The organism is Pseudomonas sp. LBUM920, from assembly GCF_003852315.1.
Classification (GTDB): domain Bacteria; phylum Pseudomonadota; class Gammaproteobacteria; order Pseudomonadales; family Pseudomonadaceae; genus Aquipseudomonas.
In genome coordinates this window covers 1562892-1577328 of the sequence record NZ_CP027762.1, presented here as the reverse complement: position 1 = coordinate 1577328, position 14437 = coordinate 1562892, and the positions used below count along the sequence as shown (strand labels likewise).

Sequence of the window (14437 nt, the reverse complement as noted above, 5' to 3'; positions counted from 1 at the left end):
ATCTGGCAGGCCCCGCGCATTCCCGACCCCACACGGCGACCCGTATCAAGTCTCGCACCTTGCTTTCTGCGGAACCTTTCAGGGTAAAATTGGTTACAGATTCTTACAGACCACAAAGGGAGCTTGTCGTAATGATCGTAGGAATCGACCTGGGCACAACCAACAGCCTGGCCGCTGTGTGGCGCGGTGACGCTGCCGAAATGGTGCCCAATGCCCTTGGCCAGTTGCTGACCCCGAGTGTGGTCGGCCTGGATGACCAAGGCCGTATCCTGGTGGGCCAAGCCGCCAAGGAACGCCTGCACACCCACCCGCACCTGACCACCTCGCTGTTCAAGCGCTACATGGGCAGTGCCACCGAAGTGCGCCTGGGCGACCGCTCGTTCCGCCCCGAAGAACTCTCGGCGCTGGTGCTCAAAAGCCTGAAAGAAGACATCGAGCGCACCTACGGCCAAAGCGTCACTGAAGCCGTGATCAGCGTGCCCGCCTACTTCAGCGACGGCCAGCGCAAGGCCACGCGCATCGCCGGTGAACTGGCCGGGCTCAACGTTGAAAAACTCATCAACGAACCCACCGCCGCGGCCCTGGCTTACGGCCTGCACCAGCGTGACAAGGAAACCTCGTTCCTGGTGTTCGACCTCGGCGGCGGCACCTTCGACGTGTCGATCATCGAGCTGTTCGACGGCGTGATGGAAGTGCGCGCCAGCGCCGGCGACAACTTCCTGGGCGGCGAAGATTTCGACACCTTATTGCTCGAACACTTTGTCGACAGCCAGCGCAACGCCCAGGGCTTCCCGCCCACCAGCACCGTGCTGCAAGCCCTGCGCCGCGAAGCCGAGCGCGTGCGCAAAGCCTTGGGCCAGGACGACAGCGCCGAGTTCGCCCTGCGCGTTGACGGCCAGCAATGGGTCACAACCATCACCCAGGCTGAACTCGCCAAGCTCTACACGCCCTTGCTGGAGCGCCTGCGCGCGCCGATTGAGCGCGCCCTGCGTGACGCACGGATTCGGGTCGGCGATCTGGATGAAATCCTGCTGGTCGGCGGCACCACGCGCATGCCGCTGGTGCGCAAACTGGCCGCCGGCTTGTTCGGACGCTTCCCGTCCATCAGCCTCGATCCGGACCAGGTGGTCGCTCACGGCGCGGCGATTCAGGCAGCGCTCAAGGCCCGTTCGGCAGCGCTGGAAGAGATCGTGCTGACCGACGTCTGCCCCTACACCCTGGGCATCGAAACCTCGAACCAATATGGCGGCCATATCGAAAGCGGGCATTACCTGCCGCTGATCGAGCGCAACAGCAGCGTGCCGGTCAGCCGGGTCAAGAGTGTGGTCACCCTCCACGACGACCAGAGCCGCGTGCTGTTGAAAATCTATCAGGGCGAAAGCCGTCTGGTGAAAGACAACATCGAACTGGGCCAGCTGGAAATTCCCGTGCCCAAGCGCAAGGCCGGCGAAGTCTCGCTGGATGTGCGCTTTACCTACGACAACAACGGCTTGCTTGAAGCCCAGGTGAACATCCCGCTGACCGGCGAGCAGCACTCACTGGTGATCGAGAACAACCCGGGCGTGCTCAGCCCGCAGGAAATCCAGCAACGCCTGCAAGCCCTGGCGCTGTTGAAGATTCACCCGCGCGACCAGCAGGTCAACACCGTGCTGACCGCCCGCCTCGAACGGCTCTACCAGGAAAACCTCGGCGAGTTGCGCGAACAGCTCGGGCACTGGGCCGCGCAGTTCCAGCAAGTGCTCGACACCCAGGACGAACGCCGCATCCGTGAGGCCCGCAGCGAACTCACCCGTCAACTAGAGCAACTCGACAACGGGTTCTGGCGCTGAGGGAGAACGACATGGACTGTTGGGCAGTGTTGCAACTGGCGGACGACGCCGACGAGCGCACCATCAAGCGCACTTACGCGCGGCTGCTCAAAAGCTGCCGCCCGGACGATGACGCCGAGGGTTTCCAGCGCCTGCGCGAAGCCTATGAACAAGCGCTGCATATCGCGCGCTGGCGGGCCGAGCATGAGGACGAAGAGGTCGAAGTCATCGACGCACCCGTGGCCGAACTGGCCGACGGCAACCCGCATGAATACGCGGAGTTTGACGATACTCGCCCCGTCAGCCCTGCCCTGTTCGACCTGCCGCCCGAGCAGACGCGCGCGCAAGCGCTGATCAACGGGCTGGGCGCTCACACCCTCGATGAGCGCTGGGAACAGGCACAGCATCAACTCTGCGCCGATGCGTTCCAGGCAGCTCTGCTGCGCCACTGTTTCGATGCCCCCGGTGAGCGTGCGGCAATTGCCGCCTGGGCGGTGCAGCACTTGGAATGGCTGACGCCCTGGCAGCGTGTGGCGATGAGCCCCTGGCAACATGAGGCGCTAAGCGGCGAACTGCTGCAGGCTTATCGCCAGGCGCTGCAGGAACAGCTGGAGCAAAAGGCCGAGCGCGAGTTCATCAACCAGCTCAAAACCTACAACCAGCAACCCTGGCTGCGCGTGTTCGACCTGCAACAACAATGGCAGCGCATCGTCCTGCAACTGCTCCACGACACCACGTGGAGCGTGCCGTTGTTTGAGCGCGTCTGCCAGGTCTTTGGCTGGGATGACCAGAAAGGCATACACCCCGAGCCCGAATGGATGTGGCGGGGCCTGGTTGAACGCTGCGAGCAGGAGAGTTTCTACGACACCCTGCTGGAAAAAGCCCAAAACGGCCCGCGCAACGCACCGGACACCTTGCCCGCACGCGTGCTGCTGACGCAGATGCCGACCGCCGAACAGCACCGTTTGATGTCCCAGTTTGGGGATGACCAGTGGAACGCGTGCCAGCAACTGTCGCAAAAGTTTGCCTGGCGCTACCCGTCGTTACTGGAACGCCTGCCGCAACCCGATGTATTTTTTTGGCGAAAATTTTTGCCGCGCCCGGTCTCCGAACAAACCTGGGGCAGAGTGTGGGGCGGGCTGGCCATTGCTACGTGCGTGGCCTCCATTCACCTGAAAAAAGGGCCGGTGCCGCTCGAACTCTTCATGTTCATGTTGATGACCTTCCTGCCGACCGTCGTCGCCATGCGCCTCACTCAAGGCTGGGCCGCCATCACCTCGCGTTTGCTCGTTGCCGACTTATGGCTGAGCGAGAGGCTGTTGCCCCAACGCTTCAACCCCCGCCAATACTGGTTGGTACTGCGCCACGGTATTCCGCAAGTGGGGATGCTGTTGATGTTCGGCTTTTTGCTCGGGCTGATGGGCATAGTGACGTACCTGGGCATGGTCCTGATCCACTTGTTCAGCCACCGGCGCATGGGCTCGGTCGACGAATCCTTCAATGCCAAATGGCCGTGGATCAGCGGCCTGCATTGGAGTTACTGGAGCCCCTGGCAACTGGTGTTCCTGGTGGTCATGGTGGTACTGACGCTCGCGTGCCAGCTATACCTGCCAGCCTTCCCTTTGACCCGCCTGGTTGAATCTCGACTGTAACCGTCACAAGGGCGGGCAGCCCATGCAGGGATGCCCGTCAACTTGCGTTCGATCATCGCCCACAACCCGCCCTGCCCCACTTTCATCGCGCCCACACCGCCCCGCACCATGGCCGGCACCTGCATAACCCCAATAACAACAGGTCCAACACCATGAGCACTTTGCACCCGCGCCAGCTGTGGCTGGCGACCGCTGTCGCCAGTCTTGCCCTCCCCGTCGTCGCTGAAGAACACGGCTTTCTCGAAGACGCCAGCGCCAACCTCAACCTGCGCAATTTCTTCTTCAACCGCAATTACACCAACCCGACCAAAGCCCAGGGCGGCGCGCAGGAATGGACGCAAAGTTTCATTCTCGACGCCCGCTCCGGCTTCACCCAGGGCACGTTGGGTTTCGGCGTGGATGTGCTGGGCCTGTACTCACAAAAGCTCGATGGCGGGCGCGGCACCGGTGGCACCCAGCTGTTGCCGCTGGACCACGACGGCCGCCCGGCCGATAACTTCGGGCGCCTGGGAGTGGCGTTCAAGGCGCGGCTTTCCAAGACCGAATTGAAGGTCGGCGAGTGGATGCCGGTGCTGCCGATCCTGCGCTCCGACGATGGCCGTTCACTGCCGCAAACCCTGCGCGGCGGTCAGATCACCTCCAGGGAAATCGACGGCCTCACGCTTTACGGCGGTCAGTTCCGCGCCAACAGCCCACGCGATGACAGCAGCATGACGGACATGTCGATGTTCGGTAAAACCGCCTTCACCTCCGACCGCTTCAACTTCCAGGGCGGCGAATATGCGTTCAACGACAAACGCACCCAGATCGGTGTGTGGAATGCCCAGCTCAAGGACATCTACCGCCAGCAGTACGTCAACCTGATCCACAGCCAGCCCGTGGGTGACTGGACCCTGGGCGCCAACCTCGGGTTCTTCTACGGCAAGGATGACGGCAGCGCCCGCGCCGGTAACCTGGACAACAAGACCTGGTCCGGCCTGTTTTCCGCGCGTTACGGCGGCAACACCTTCTACGTCGGCCTGCAAAAACTCACCGGCAACAGCGCGTGGATGCGCGTCAACGGTACCAGCGGCGGCACCCTGGCCAACGACAGCTATAACGCCAGCTACGACAACGCCCAGGAAAAGTCCTGGCAGGTGCGCCACGATTTCAACTTTGTCGTGCTCGGCCTTCCGGGCCTGACCCTGATGAACCGCTATATCAGCGGCAGCAACGTGCACACAGGCGCCATCACCGACGGCAAGGAGTGGGGCCGCGAGAGCGAACTGGGCTACACCGTGCAAAGCGGCGCCCTCAAGGATTTGAACGTGCGTTGGCGCAACTCCAGCATGCGCCGCGACTACAGCAACAATGAGTTCGACGAGAACCGCTTGATCGTCAGTTACCCGATCAGCCTGCTGTAAGCGTCTGTCAGGGCGAATGGCAGCCGCGCCTTGATTGATCGCGGCTGCTTTTCAGCAAGTTGCCTCAATGGGAGCGGGAACGTTCACCGCCACTGCCTCGACTGACGGCCACCGGCGCCTGCGCAACTCACGCGGGCGCGGCAATGGCGGCGAAAACCCGGCCCCCCTTACGCGTGAAGACAGCCCGCCCCTTCAAGACAAGCGGCACGATTTACCGCTGCTGGCAGCCGCGCTCATGCTGTATCGTGCACGCGCCCATCACCCGGCACAGGGACTCAACGACACGGATGACCAGCTCTGAACCCAGGCCGCCATGAAATACCTGATTGTCATTCTGTCGATTCTGCTCAGCGGCTGCATCGGCGCGCCTATCGCGCTGACGCCGCAGACCGAGCAGCGCCTGCAAGCCCAGGCGCCGATCCGTTTCCTGCTGACCTTTGATGACGGCCCCAGCGCCTCGGGCTACAACAACCCCAGCCGCTCGGTGGTGGCTGACCTGGCGAATAACCCGGTATTGCCGGGCATCAAGGCGGTGTTCTTCCTGCAGACCGAAGCCTCCCGCTCAGGCGGCAGCCCGCGGGGCCGCAAGACCATGGTGCGTGAGTACGCGGCGGGCCACGTGCTGGCCTTCCACACTGCCACCGGGTTTCACACCAACCACCGCTGGTTGAGTGACGCCGAGCTTGAAAGCACCCTCAGCCAGGGCGCGGCCGATATCGCCGCCATCACCGGCGCCTCACCCGCGCTGGTACGTCCGCCCTTCTGGAACTACGACAAGCGCACCTTCGCCGCCTACCAGCGCCACGGCATGCACGTATTGCTGACCGACCTGAGTGCCAATGACGGCAAGATCTGGGGCTTCAACGGCAGCCCACGGCGCCGAGCGAATTTGTATCGGCAGCTGTCGGTAGTGCGCGAGCGTATCGCGCTGGGCGAGTTACCGACAGTGGACGGCGTGATACCGGTGGTCGTGACCTTCCATGACATCAACCGCTACACCGCGCGGCACCTGCAGGAGTACTTGCAGATCCTGATGGACAGCGCTCGAATCAACGGCATCAAGACCGCGGCCGAGCCGTTCTACACCGACCGTGCCACGCTGGAACGCGCGGCACTGGCACGCACGGTCAAGGATGTGAATGAAGGGGTGCACCTGCCGGGAGTGTGGAACTGGATATGGGATGCGGATTCCCACTGAAACCAATGTGGGAGCGGGCTTGCTCGCGAAGGCGGTGGGTCAGTCAATTTATCTTTAACTGATCCAGCGCATTCGCGAGCAAGCCCGCTCCCACCTTTTTGACCGTGTTGCAAATCAGTCCTGGCGCGATTCCACGCCGAGTTCATCCCATACCGACTCGGCGAGATGGAAGGTCGCATTCGCCGCCGGAATCCCACAATAGATCGCGCTCTGCATCAGCACTTCCTTGATCTCGGCGCGGGTCACGCCGTTGCTGGCAGCGGCGCGCAGGTGCAGTTTCAATTCTTCACTGCGGTTCATGCCGATCAGCATGGCGATGGTGATCAGGCTGCGGGTGTGCCGCGGCAGGCCGGGGCGGGTCCAGATATCACCCCAGGCGTGGCGGGTGATCATTTCCTGGAACTCGCTGTTGAATTCGGTCAGGGCATTCAGGCTGCGGTCGACATGTGCGTCGCCCAACACTTCGCGGCGCACCTGCAGGCCGTCGGCGTAACGGTGTTTCTCGTCCACAAAAAAGCTCCTGGTTCAATTGGATCTCGGCTCGATCACCGGTGGCGGTGGCAAGCGCTCGTCACCCGGTTTATTCAGCCAGCAAGAACGTCAGCACCCGGTGACTGAAATCAGCCCCGGCCTGGACGTTGGACAGGTGGGCCGCATAGAACTCGGCGTACTCGGCGCCCTTCACGTGATGCTGGATAAAGTGGCCACCGGCAGGCGGTGTCACCGCATCCTCGGTCCCGGCAATCACCAGGGTCGGCACTTTGATCGATGCCAACTGTTCGCGAAAATCCGCATCGCGCACGGCGGCGCAATTGGCGGCGTAACCCTCGGGCGACGTGGCCGCGAGCATGTCGGTAATCTGCCTGGCCTGGTGCGGGTTGGCGGCGGCGAAATCGGCGGTGAACCAGCGGGCGATAGACGCGTCACGCAGCGCCACCATGGCGGCCGGGCCATCGCGCAGAACCATCTCGATACGTGGGTTCCACACATCCGGCGTGCCGATCTTGGCCGCGGTGTTACACACCACCAGCCGCTGCAAACGGTCCCCGGCATGGATGCCCAGCCATTGACCGATCAGGCCGCCCATGGACAGCCCGCAAAAATGCGCACGCTGGATCTGCAGCGCATCCAACAGCGCGATCACGTCGTGGCCCAGTTGCTCAATGGTGTACGGCCCCTCGGTGACCAAGGACTTGCCGTGGCCACGGGTGTCGAAACGCACCACGCGAAAATGCTCGGTGAAGGCCGGAATCTGGATGTCCCACATATGCAGGTCGGTGCCCAGGGAGTTGGACAGCACCAGCACCGGCGCGTCGAGCGGGCCGTCCAGTTGGTAATGCAGTTCGCCCTCGGCGAGTTGTACAAATGGCACAGCGGTCTCCTTACACGGTCAAGGCAAAATGATCGGTCACCGCGCGGGTGACCCACGTGTGCGCCTGGCCAAGGTAGTGGGCCGGGTCGAGCAGGCGGTCCAGTTCAGCGGCTGACAACTCGGCGGTAACCTGCGGTTCGTCCGCCAGCACTGCACGCAGATGGCGCCCGTCGGCAACGGCGCGTTTGCAGCATTGCTCCAACAGATGGTGCGCGGTTTCCCGGCCCAGGCGTTGGGCAAGCACGCTGCTGACGGCTTCGGCCAGCACCAGGCCCTGGGTCAACTCAAGATTGCGCGCCATGCGCTCAGGGTCGACCTCCAGCCCGTCGGCCACCAGCAGCGCCTGCTTCAGTGCGCCGGACACCAACCGGCAAATGTCCGGCAGGGTTTCCCATTCGGCATGCCACAGGCCAAGGCTGCGCTCGTGTTCCTGAGGCATGGCGCTCAACATCGTCGCCACCAGGCCCGGCACGCGGGTCGCGGTGCTGATGAGTACGGCGGCGCCCACCGGGTTGCGCTTGTGCGGCATGGTCGATGAACCACCTTTGCCGGGCGCCGAGGGCTCGAACACTTCCGCCGCTTCGGTCTGCATCAAGAGGCTGATATCACGCCCCATTTTGCCCAGGCTGCCGGCGATCAGGCCAAGCACACTGGCGAACTCCACCAGCCGGTCACGGTGGGTGTGCCAGGGTTGCTCGGGTAAATTCAATTGCAACTGCGCAGCCAAGGCTTCGGCCACCGGCATTGCCTGCTCACCCAGCGCCGCCAGCGTGCCGGACGCGCCGCCAAACTGCAGCACCAGCAGGCGCGGTTTGAGCTCGGCAAGACGCTGACGACTGCGCGTCACCGCCCCCAGCCAACCGGCGATTTTCATGCCCAGGGTCACCGGTGTCGCATGCTGCAACCAGGTGCGCCCGGCCAATGGCACGCGCGCATAACGCTGGGCCTGCACGGCAAGGGTCTCGCCCAATTGCGCCAGGTCAGTGTCGATCAACGCCAACGCGCGCCGCAGTTGCAGGACCAGGCCGGTGTCCATCACATCCTGGCTGGTCGCGCCCAGATGCACATAACGTTCGGCGCCGGCGTCTTCACTGGCGACCAATTTGCCCAGCGCTTTCACCAACGGAATCGCCGAATTGCCCGCCGTGGCAATCGCCACGCCGAGTGCATCCACATCGTACAAAGACGCCAGGCACGCCTGGGCAATCGGCGCGACGGCGGCCTGGGGAATCAACCCGACCTGGGCCTCGGCGCGCGCCAGCGCGGCTTCGAAGTCCAGCATGCCCTGCAAACGCCCCTGGTCGCAGAACACGTCGGCCATGCTGTCAGCGCTGAAGTAGGCGTCGAACAGTTGATTGCTCGTGCGCAGTGTCATAACTCTTCCTTACAGATCGTGGTGCAGATACGCCGCCTGCTTGGGCAGGCGCAGGCTGAACAGGAAAGCAATCGCCATCATCACGGTGACGTACCAATAGAAGCCGTTCTCCATGCCCATGGATTTCAGGCCCAGCGCGACCACTTCAGCCGAGCCGCCGAAAATCGCGTTGGCCACCGCGTACGCCAGACCCACACCCAATGCACGTACCTGGGGCGGGAACATTTCGGCTTTGACCAGGCCGCTGATGGAGGTATAGAAGCTGACAATCGCCAGGGCCAGGGTGATCAGCACAAAGGCCAGGAACGGGCTGCTGACGGTTTTCAGGGTCAGCAGGATCGGCACGGTACACAGCGTGCCCAGGGCGCCGAACCACAGCATGGAATTGCGTCGGCCGATCTTGTCCGCCAGCATCCCGAACAGCGGCTGCATGCACATGTAGAGGAACAGCGCGCCGGTCATGATGTAACTGGCGGTCTTGGCATGCATCCCGGCCGTGTTCACCAGGTACTTCTGCATGTACGTGGTGAACGTGTAGAAAATCAGCGAGCCGCCGGCGGTGTAGCCCAGCACCGTGATAAAGGCCGCGGTGTGATTGCGCAGCAGCGCGGTGATGCTGCCGGCGTCCTTGTGTTCGCGCATTTCCTTGGTGGTGGTCTCTTTCAAGGTACGGCGCAGCAGCAAAGAGATGAGCGCCGCGACGGCACCGACCACAAACGGAATCCGCCAGCCCCAGGCGCGCAGTTCGTCTTCACTGAGAAATTGCTGCAGGATCACCACCACCAGTACCGCGAGCAATTGCCCGCCGATCAAGGTCACGTACTGAAACGAGGCAAAGAACCCGCGCTGGCCCTTGAGGGCGACCTCACTCATGTAGGTGGCGGTGGTGCCGTACTCGCCGCCCACCGATAAGCCTTGAAACAGGCGGGCCACCAACAACAGGATCGGCGCCCAGATGCCGATGTCTTTGTAGGTCGGCAAAAACGCAATAACCAGCGAGCCGGCGCACATCATCAGCACCGCGATCATCATCGAATTCTTGCGGCCGTGCTTGTCGGCCAGACTGCCGAACACCCAGCTGCCAATAGGGCGCATCAAGAAGCCGGCAGCGAACACACCGGCGGTGCTGAGCAGTTGTACGGTGGGGCTCTCCGACGGAAAAAATGCCGGGGCGAAATAGATGGCGCAGAAGGCATAAACGTAGAAGTCGAACCATTCGACAAGGTTGCCGGACGAGGCCCCGACAATTGCAAAAATCCGTTTGCTGCGTTCTTCTCCGGTGTAGTGAATCGTTTTTGTTGTCATGTTTTTTTCACTCAGTGGGAACGGTTATAGCCTAGACATACTTTGCAACAACCATGTTCCGCAAGCAGACTTTTGGATACTTGTCGCCAGCAGGGCCTCATCGCGGGCAGGCCCGCTCCCACATTTTGATTGGGGACACCTTCAAATGTGGGGGCAGGCTTGCCTGCGACAGCTTTCAGGCCACCTCAGTAATCGAAGAACACCGTTTCCTTGTCTGTGCCCTGCAAAATCACATTCCACTGATACACACCGCCCGCATCCGCCTTGGCAATCAGGGTGCCGCGACGCTCAGCCGGCACGCACGCCAGCAACGGGTCATCGCCATTCAACGCTTCACCGTCAAAATAAATCCGTGTCAGCAAGTGCTTCACCAGCCCACGCGCAAATACCAGCACCACCAGGTGCGGCGCCTGGGTCGTACCCGCAAGCCCCGGCACGCTGCCCGGCTTGATCGTGGTAAAGCGAAAGCGCCCTTGGGCATCCACCGGCACTCGGCCAAAGCCTTCGAAGTTGGGATCGACGGCTTTGGCCTGTTCATCTTCCGGATGATCGTATTTGCCCGCAGCATTGGCCTGCCAGACTTCAAGCATGGCGTCGTTGACGACATCACCGTTGCCGTCCACCACTTGCCCACTGATCGCCACGCGTTCGCCAAGGGTGGCCGGCACGGTCAGGTCTTCGCGGTTCAGCCAGGTCAGGCCAATGTGGTAATACGGCCCGACGGTGTGGGACGTGGTCGCGTAAAGGCTCATCTCATTTCTCCATCGGCGTGGCGTCGCGGCCGCGCAGGACGATGTCCCAGCGGTAGCCGAGGGCATAGGAAGGAATGGTTTTTTCCAGGTCGAAGCTGGCGATCAAGCGCTGCTTGGCCGAGGTGTCCGGCACGCAGTTGTAGATCGGGTCGTATTCCAGCAGCGGGTCACCGGGGAAGTACATCTGCGTGACCAAGCGCGTCAGCACGCTGGGGCCAAACAGCGAAAAATGGATATGCGCCGGGCGCCACGCGTTGTGGTGGTTGCCCCACGGGTAGGCGCCGGGCTTGATGGTCTGGAACTGGTACCAGCCCTGCGCGTCAGTGACGGTGCGGCCGGTGCCGGTGAAGTTCGGGTCCAGTGGCGCGTCATGCAGGTCACGCTTGTGGTTGTAGCGACCGGCAGCGTTGGCTTGCCAGATCTCCACCAGAATGCCCGGCACCGGCAGGCCGTTTTCATCCAGCACGCGGCCATGAATGATGATGCGCTCGCCCTGAGGCTCGCCCTCGTGCTGGGCAGTCAGGTCGTTGTCCTTCTCATTGACGCGTTCGGCGCCGATGCTCGGGCCGGTGATCTCCGACAAGGAATGCGGCAGAAACACCAACGGCTGAGACGGCGAACGCAAGTTCGTCGACTGGTAGGCCGGGTGCAGATAATCGGGTTGAGTGCCCGCTTGCGGGCGCCGGTATCCGGGCTTGTCACTCATGGAGCCATCCTCTTTTATTAGACGCGTTCAATCGCCAGGGCCAAACCTTGGCCGACGCCCACACACATAGTGGCCAGGCCTTTGCGGCCGCCGGTTTTTTCCAATTGGTGCAACGCCGTCAACACCAACCGCGCGCCGCTCATGCCCAGCGGGTGGCCGAGGGCGATGGCGCCACCGTTCGGGTTCACTTGCGGGGCGTCGTCGGCGATGCCCAACTCACGCAGCACTGCCAGGCCCTGGCTGGCGAAGGCTTCGTTGAGCTCGATGACATCAAAGTCGGTAACCGCCAGACCAAGGCGCTCCACCAGTCTGCGCACCGCCGGCACCGGGCCGATGCCCATCACACGCGGTGCAACACCGGCACTGGCCATGCCCAACACACGGGCGCGGGCGGTGAGGCCATGTTTTTTCACGGCCTCGGCCGAGGCCAGAATCAGCGCCGCCGCACCGTCATTCACGCCCGAGGCGTTGCCGGCGGTGACGGTCTTGTCCGGGCCATTCACCGGTTTGAGTTTGGCCAGGGCTTCCAGGGTTGTGTCCCGTGGATGCTCATCCTGCTCGACCACGGTCTCGCCTTTTTTATGCGCGACGCGCACCGGCACGATTTCTTCGGCGAAAAACCCGGCGGCTTGCGCAGCGGCGGTACGTTGCTGGCTGCGCAGGGCAAAAGCGTCCTGGTCGGCGCGGGACACGTTGTAGTCGTCGGCGACGTTATCGGCGGTCTGCGGCATCGCGTCCACACCGTATTGGGCCTTCATCAACGGGTTGATAAAACGCCAGCCGATGGTGGTGTCTTCAAGCTTCATGTTGCGTGAAAACGCCGCATCAGCCTTGCCCATCACGAACGGTGCGCGGGACATCGACTCAACGCCGCCGGCAATCGCCAGCTCCATTTCGCCGCTGGCGATGGCACGGAATGCCGTGCCAATCGCGTCCATGCCCGAGGCGCACAAACGGTTGAGGGTCACGCCGGGAATGCTCTGCGGCAGGCCCGCCAACAGCAGGGCCATGCGCGCGACGTTGCGGTTGTCCTCGCCGGCTTGGTTGGCACAACCGAGGAACACTTCATCCACCGCCGCCCACTCCACCTGGGGGTTGCGTTCGATCAGGGCCTTGATCGGCAAGGCCGCCAGGTCATCGGCACGCACCGTGGACAAACCACCGCCAAAGCGGCCGATGGGCGTGCGAATGGCATCACAGATAAACACGTCACGCATCAGGCTTCTCCTGGCGCTTGGCCATGGGCGGCGGCAGTGCGGGCTTCGAGATCACGCAGAGCCTTGAGTTCGATGTCCGTCGGTGCGTCGGTGGTGCTCACCTGATCGGCAAACCGAATCGCCCAACCGGTGGCCGCGATCACTTGTTCGCGGGTGACGCCGGGGTGCAGCGCGGTGACCACAAATTCATGGCTGCCCTCTTCCGGCTCCATGATGCACAGGTCGGTAATAATCCCTACAGGGCCGGCGCCTGGCAGACCCAGGCGCTTGCGTGAGTCGCCGCCTTCGCCATGGCCGACGGAGGTGATGAAGTCCAGCTTGTCGACAAACGAACGCGCCGACTGCTTGAGGATGATCAGCACGCTCTTGGCCGAGCCGGCAATCTCCGGCGCGCCACCGGCACCCGGCAGGCGCACTTTGGGCTGGTGGTAGTCACCGACCACGGTGGTGTTGATATTGCCGAATCGGTCGACCTGGGCCGCGCCGAGAAAACCGACGTCGATGCGCCCGCCTTGCAGCCAGTAGCGGAAAATCTCGCCGGTCGGCACCACGGTGTCAGCGGTTTCTGCCAGTTCGCCGTCGCCGATGGACAGCGGCAAGACGCTGGGCTTGGCGCCAATCGGGCCCGATTCGTAGATCAGCACCACGTCGGGCGATGAGGTCAGGCGCGCCAGGTTGGCGGCCTTGGAAGGCAAGCCGATGCCGACGAAGCACACCGAGCCGTTCTTGAGGCGACGCGCAGCGGCGACGGTCATCATTTCATTGGTGGAGTAAGCCATCACTTGGCCTCCTGCGCGGTGGCCAGCTTGGCCTGGAATTCACGGAAGTCGGCAGTGCCGTGGATGTATTCGTCGATCCAGGCGGTAAAGGTCCCACGATCACGAGCGATCGGGTCCCACGCCTGATAGAAGCGGTTATCACGCTCGTTGTAGCCGTGGGCGTAGGACGGATGCGCGCCACCGGGTACATGACACACCGCCGTCAACGCCCAGGTCGGCAGCACGCAGCTGTTCATCGGCGCATTCAGGTCGTCAACGATCTCTTCGACGGTGACGATGCAGCGCTTGGCCGCCAGGGCCGCTTCTTTCTGCACACCGAGAATGCCCCAGAGCAACACGTTGCCCTTGCGGTCAGCCTTCTGTGCATGGATCACGGTGACGTCCGGGCGAACCGACGGCACCGCCGCCAGCACTTCGCCGGTGAACGGGCAGGTCACGGTTTTGATCAGCGGGTTGACCTTGGGCAAGTCAGAACCGGCGTAGGCGCGCAGCACCGCAAACGGCAGGCCGGATGCACCGGCAACGTAGGCATTGGCCAGGTCGGCGTGGCTGTGCTCTTCGATCTCCAGCGGTTGCGGCCATTGCTTCTCGACCGCGTCGCGCAGGCGATGCAGGGAGCCTACACCGGGGTTGCCGCCCCAGGAGAAAATCAACTTGCGGGCGCAGCCGGCCCCGATCAACTGGTCGTAGATCAAGTCAGGCGTCATACGCACCAGCGTCAGGTCTTTCTTGCCCTGACGAATGATTTCATGACCCGCCGCCGTAGGGATCAGGTGGGTGAAGCCTTCCAGCGCGACGGTGTCGCCGTCATTCACGAAGTGCTTCACCGCGTCGCGCAGCGCAAGGATTTCAGCCATGGGGTTCGGGCTC

Annotated in this window: 13 protein-coding genes; 4 read left to right on the top strand and 9 right to left on the bottom strand. The window is 62.8% G+C overall.

Translation table 11 applies throughout. The annotated features are described in order from the left end of the window. The first annotated feature begins 131 nt into the window (after window positions 1-131). The 4 genes from C4J83_RS07145 to C4J83_RS07125 all read left to right on the top strand — a co-directional run bounded on the left by C4J83_RS07145 (window position 132) and on the right by C4J83_RS07125 (window position 6061). Window positions 132-1829 (top strand): molecular chaperone HscC, encoded by a 1698-nt coding sequence (locus tag C4J83_RS07145; RefSeq protein ID WP_124416654.1) that lies wholly within the window; start codon window positions 132-134, stop codon window positions 1827-1829. 11 nt (window positions 1830-1840) lie between these two features. Beyond that, window positions 1841-3460, top strand: coding sequence for a J domain-containing protein (locus C4J83_RS07140; protein WP_124416653.1), 1620 nt, complete (start codon window positions 1841-1843; stop codon window positions 3458-3460). A 152-nt stretch (window positions 3461-3612) separates the two neighbouring features. After that, window positions 3613-4863: an OprD family porin gene (locus C4J83_RS07130; protein ID WP_124416651.1), complete on the top strand. Its 1251-nt coding sequence runs from the start codon at window positions 3613-3615 to the stop codon at window positions 4861-4863. Between the two features lie 313 nt (window positions 4864-5176). Further along, on the top strand, window positions 5177-6061 hold the full coding sequence (locus C4J83_RS07125) for a polysaccharide deacetylase family protein (protein WP_124416650.1): 885 nt from the start codon (window positions 5177-5179) through the stop codon (window positions 6059-6061). A 114-nt stretch (window positions 6062-6175) separates the two neighbouring features. On the opposite strand, the gene pcaC is transcribed toward C4J83_RS07125, so the two are convergent. From pcaC to C4J83_RS07080, 9 genes are all read right to left on the bottom strand, one after another. Continuing rightward, window positions 6176-6571: a 4-carboxymuconolactone decarboxylase gene (gene pcaC, locus C4J83_RS07120; RefSeq protein ID WP_106577081.1), complete on the bottom strand. Its 396-nt coding sequence runs from the start codon at window positions 6569-6571 to the stop codon at window positions 6176-6178. A gap of 70 nt (window positions 6572-6641) precedes the next feature. Continuing rightward, the gene (gene pcaD / locus C4J83_RS07115; RefSeq protein WP_124416649.1) at window positions 6642-7433 is read right to left on the bottom strand and encodes a 3-oxoadipate enol-lactonase; all 792 of its coding nucleotides are present in this window, start codon (window positions 7431-7433) and stop codon (window positions 6642-6644) included. A gap of 10 nt (window positions 7434-7443) precedes the next feature. Continuing rightward, window positions 7444-8808, bottom strand: coding sequence for a 3-carboxy-cis,cis-muconate cycloisomerase (locus tag C4J83_RS07110; protein WP_124416648.1), 1365 nt, complete (start codon window positions 8806-8808; stop codon window positions 7444-7446). A 9-nt stretch (window positions 8809-8817) separates the two neighbouring features. Further along, a complete protein-coding gene (locus tag C4J83_RS07105) occupies window positions 8818-10113 on the bottom strand; it encodes an MFS family transporter (protein WP_119738854.1) in 1296 nt (431 codons plus the stop codon). A gap of 185 nt (window positions 10114-10298) precedes the next feature. Then, entirely contained in the window at window positions 10299-10865 is a 567-nt protein-coding gene (pcaG, locus tag C4J83_RS07100) for a protocatechuate 3,4-dioxygenase subunit alpha (protein ID WP_124416647.1), read from the bottom strand. Between the two features lies 1 nt (window position 10866). Next, a complete protein-coding gene (pcaH, locus tag C4J83_RS07095; protein WP_119738850.1) occupies window positions 10867-11571 on the bottom strand; it encodes a protocatechuate 3,4-dioxygenase subunit beta in 705 nt (234 codons plus the stop codon). Window positions 11572-11588: 17 nt separating this feature from the next. Beyond that, the gene (pcaF, locus tag C4J83_RS07090; protein ID WP_177416169.1) at window positions 11589-12791 is read right to left on the bottom strand and encodes a 3-oxoadipyl-CoA thiolase; all 1203 of its coding nucleotides are present in this window, start codon (window positions 12789-12791) and stop codon (window positions 11589-11591) included. Then, window positions 12788-13570, bottom strand: a complete 783-nt coding sequence (locus tag C4J83_RS07085) for a CoA-transferase subunit beta (protein WP_177410079.1) — start codon at window positions 13568-13570, stop codon at window positions 12788-12790. The genes pcaF and C4J83_RS07085 overlap by 4 nt, the downstream gene beginning before the upstream one ends. Next, window positions 13567-14424, bottom strand: coding sequence for a CoA transferase subunit A (locus tag C4J83_RS07080; protein WP_106577089.1), 858 nt, complete (start codon window positions 14422-14424; stop codon window positions 13567-13569). The genes C4J83_RS07085 and C4J83_RS07080 overlap by 4 nt, the downstream gene beginning before the upstream one ends. Between the last annotated feature and the right edge of the window lie 13 nt (window positions 14425-14437).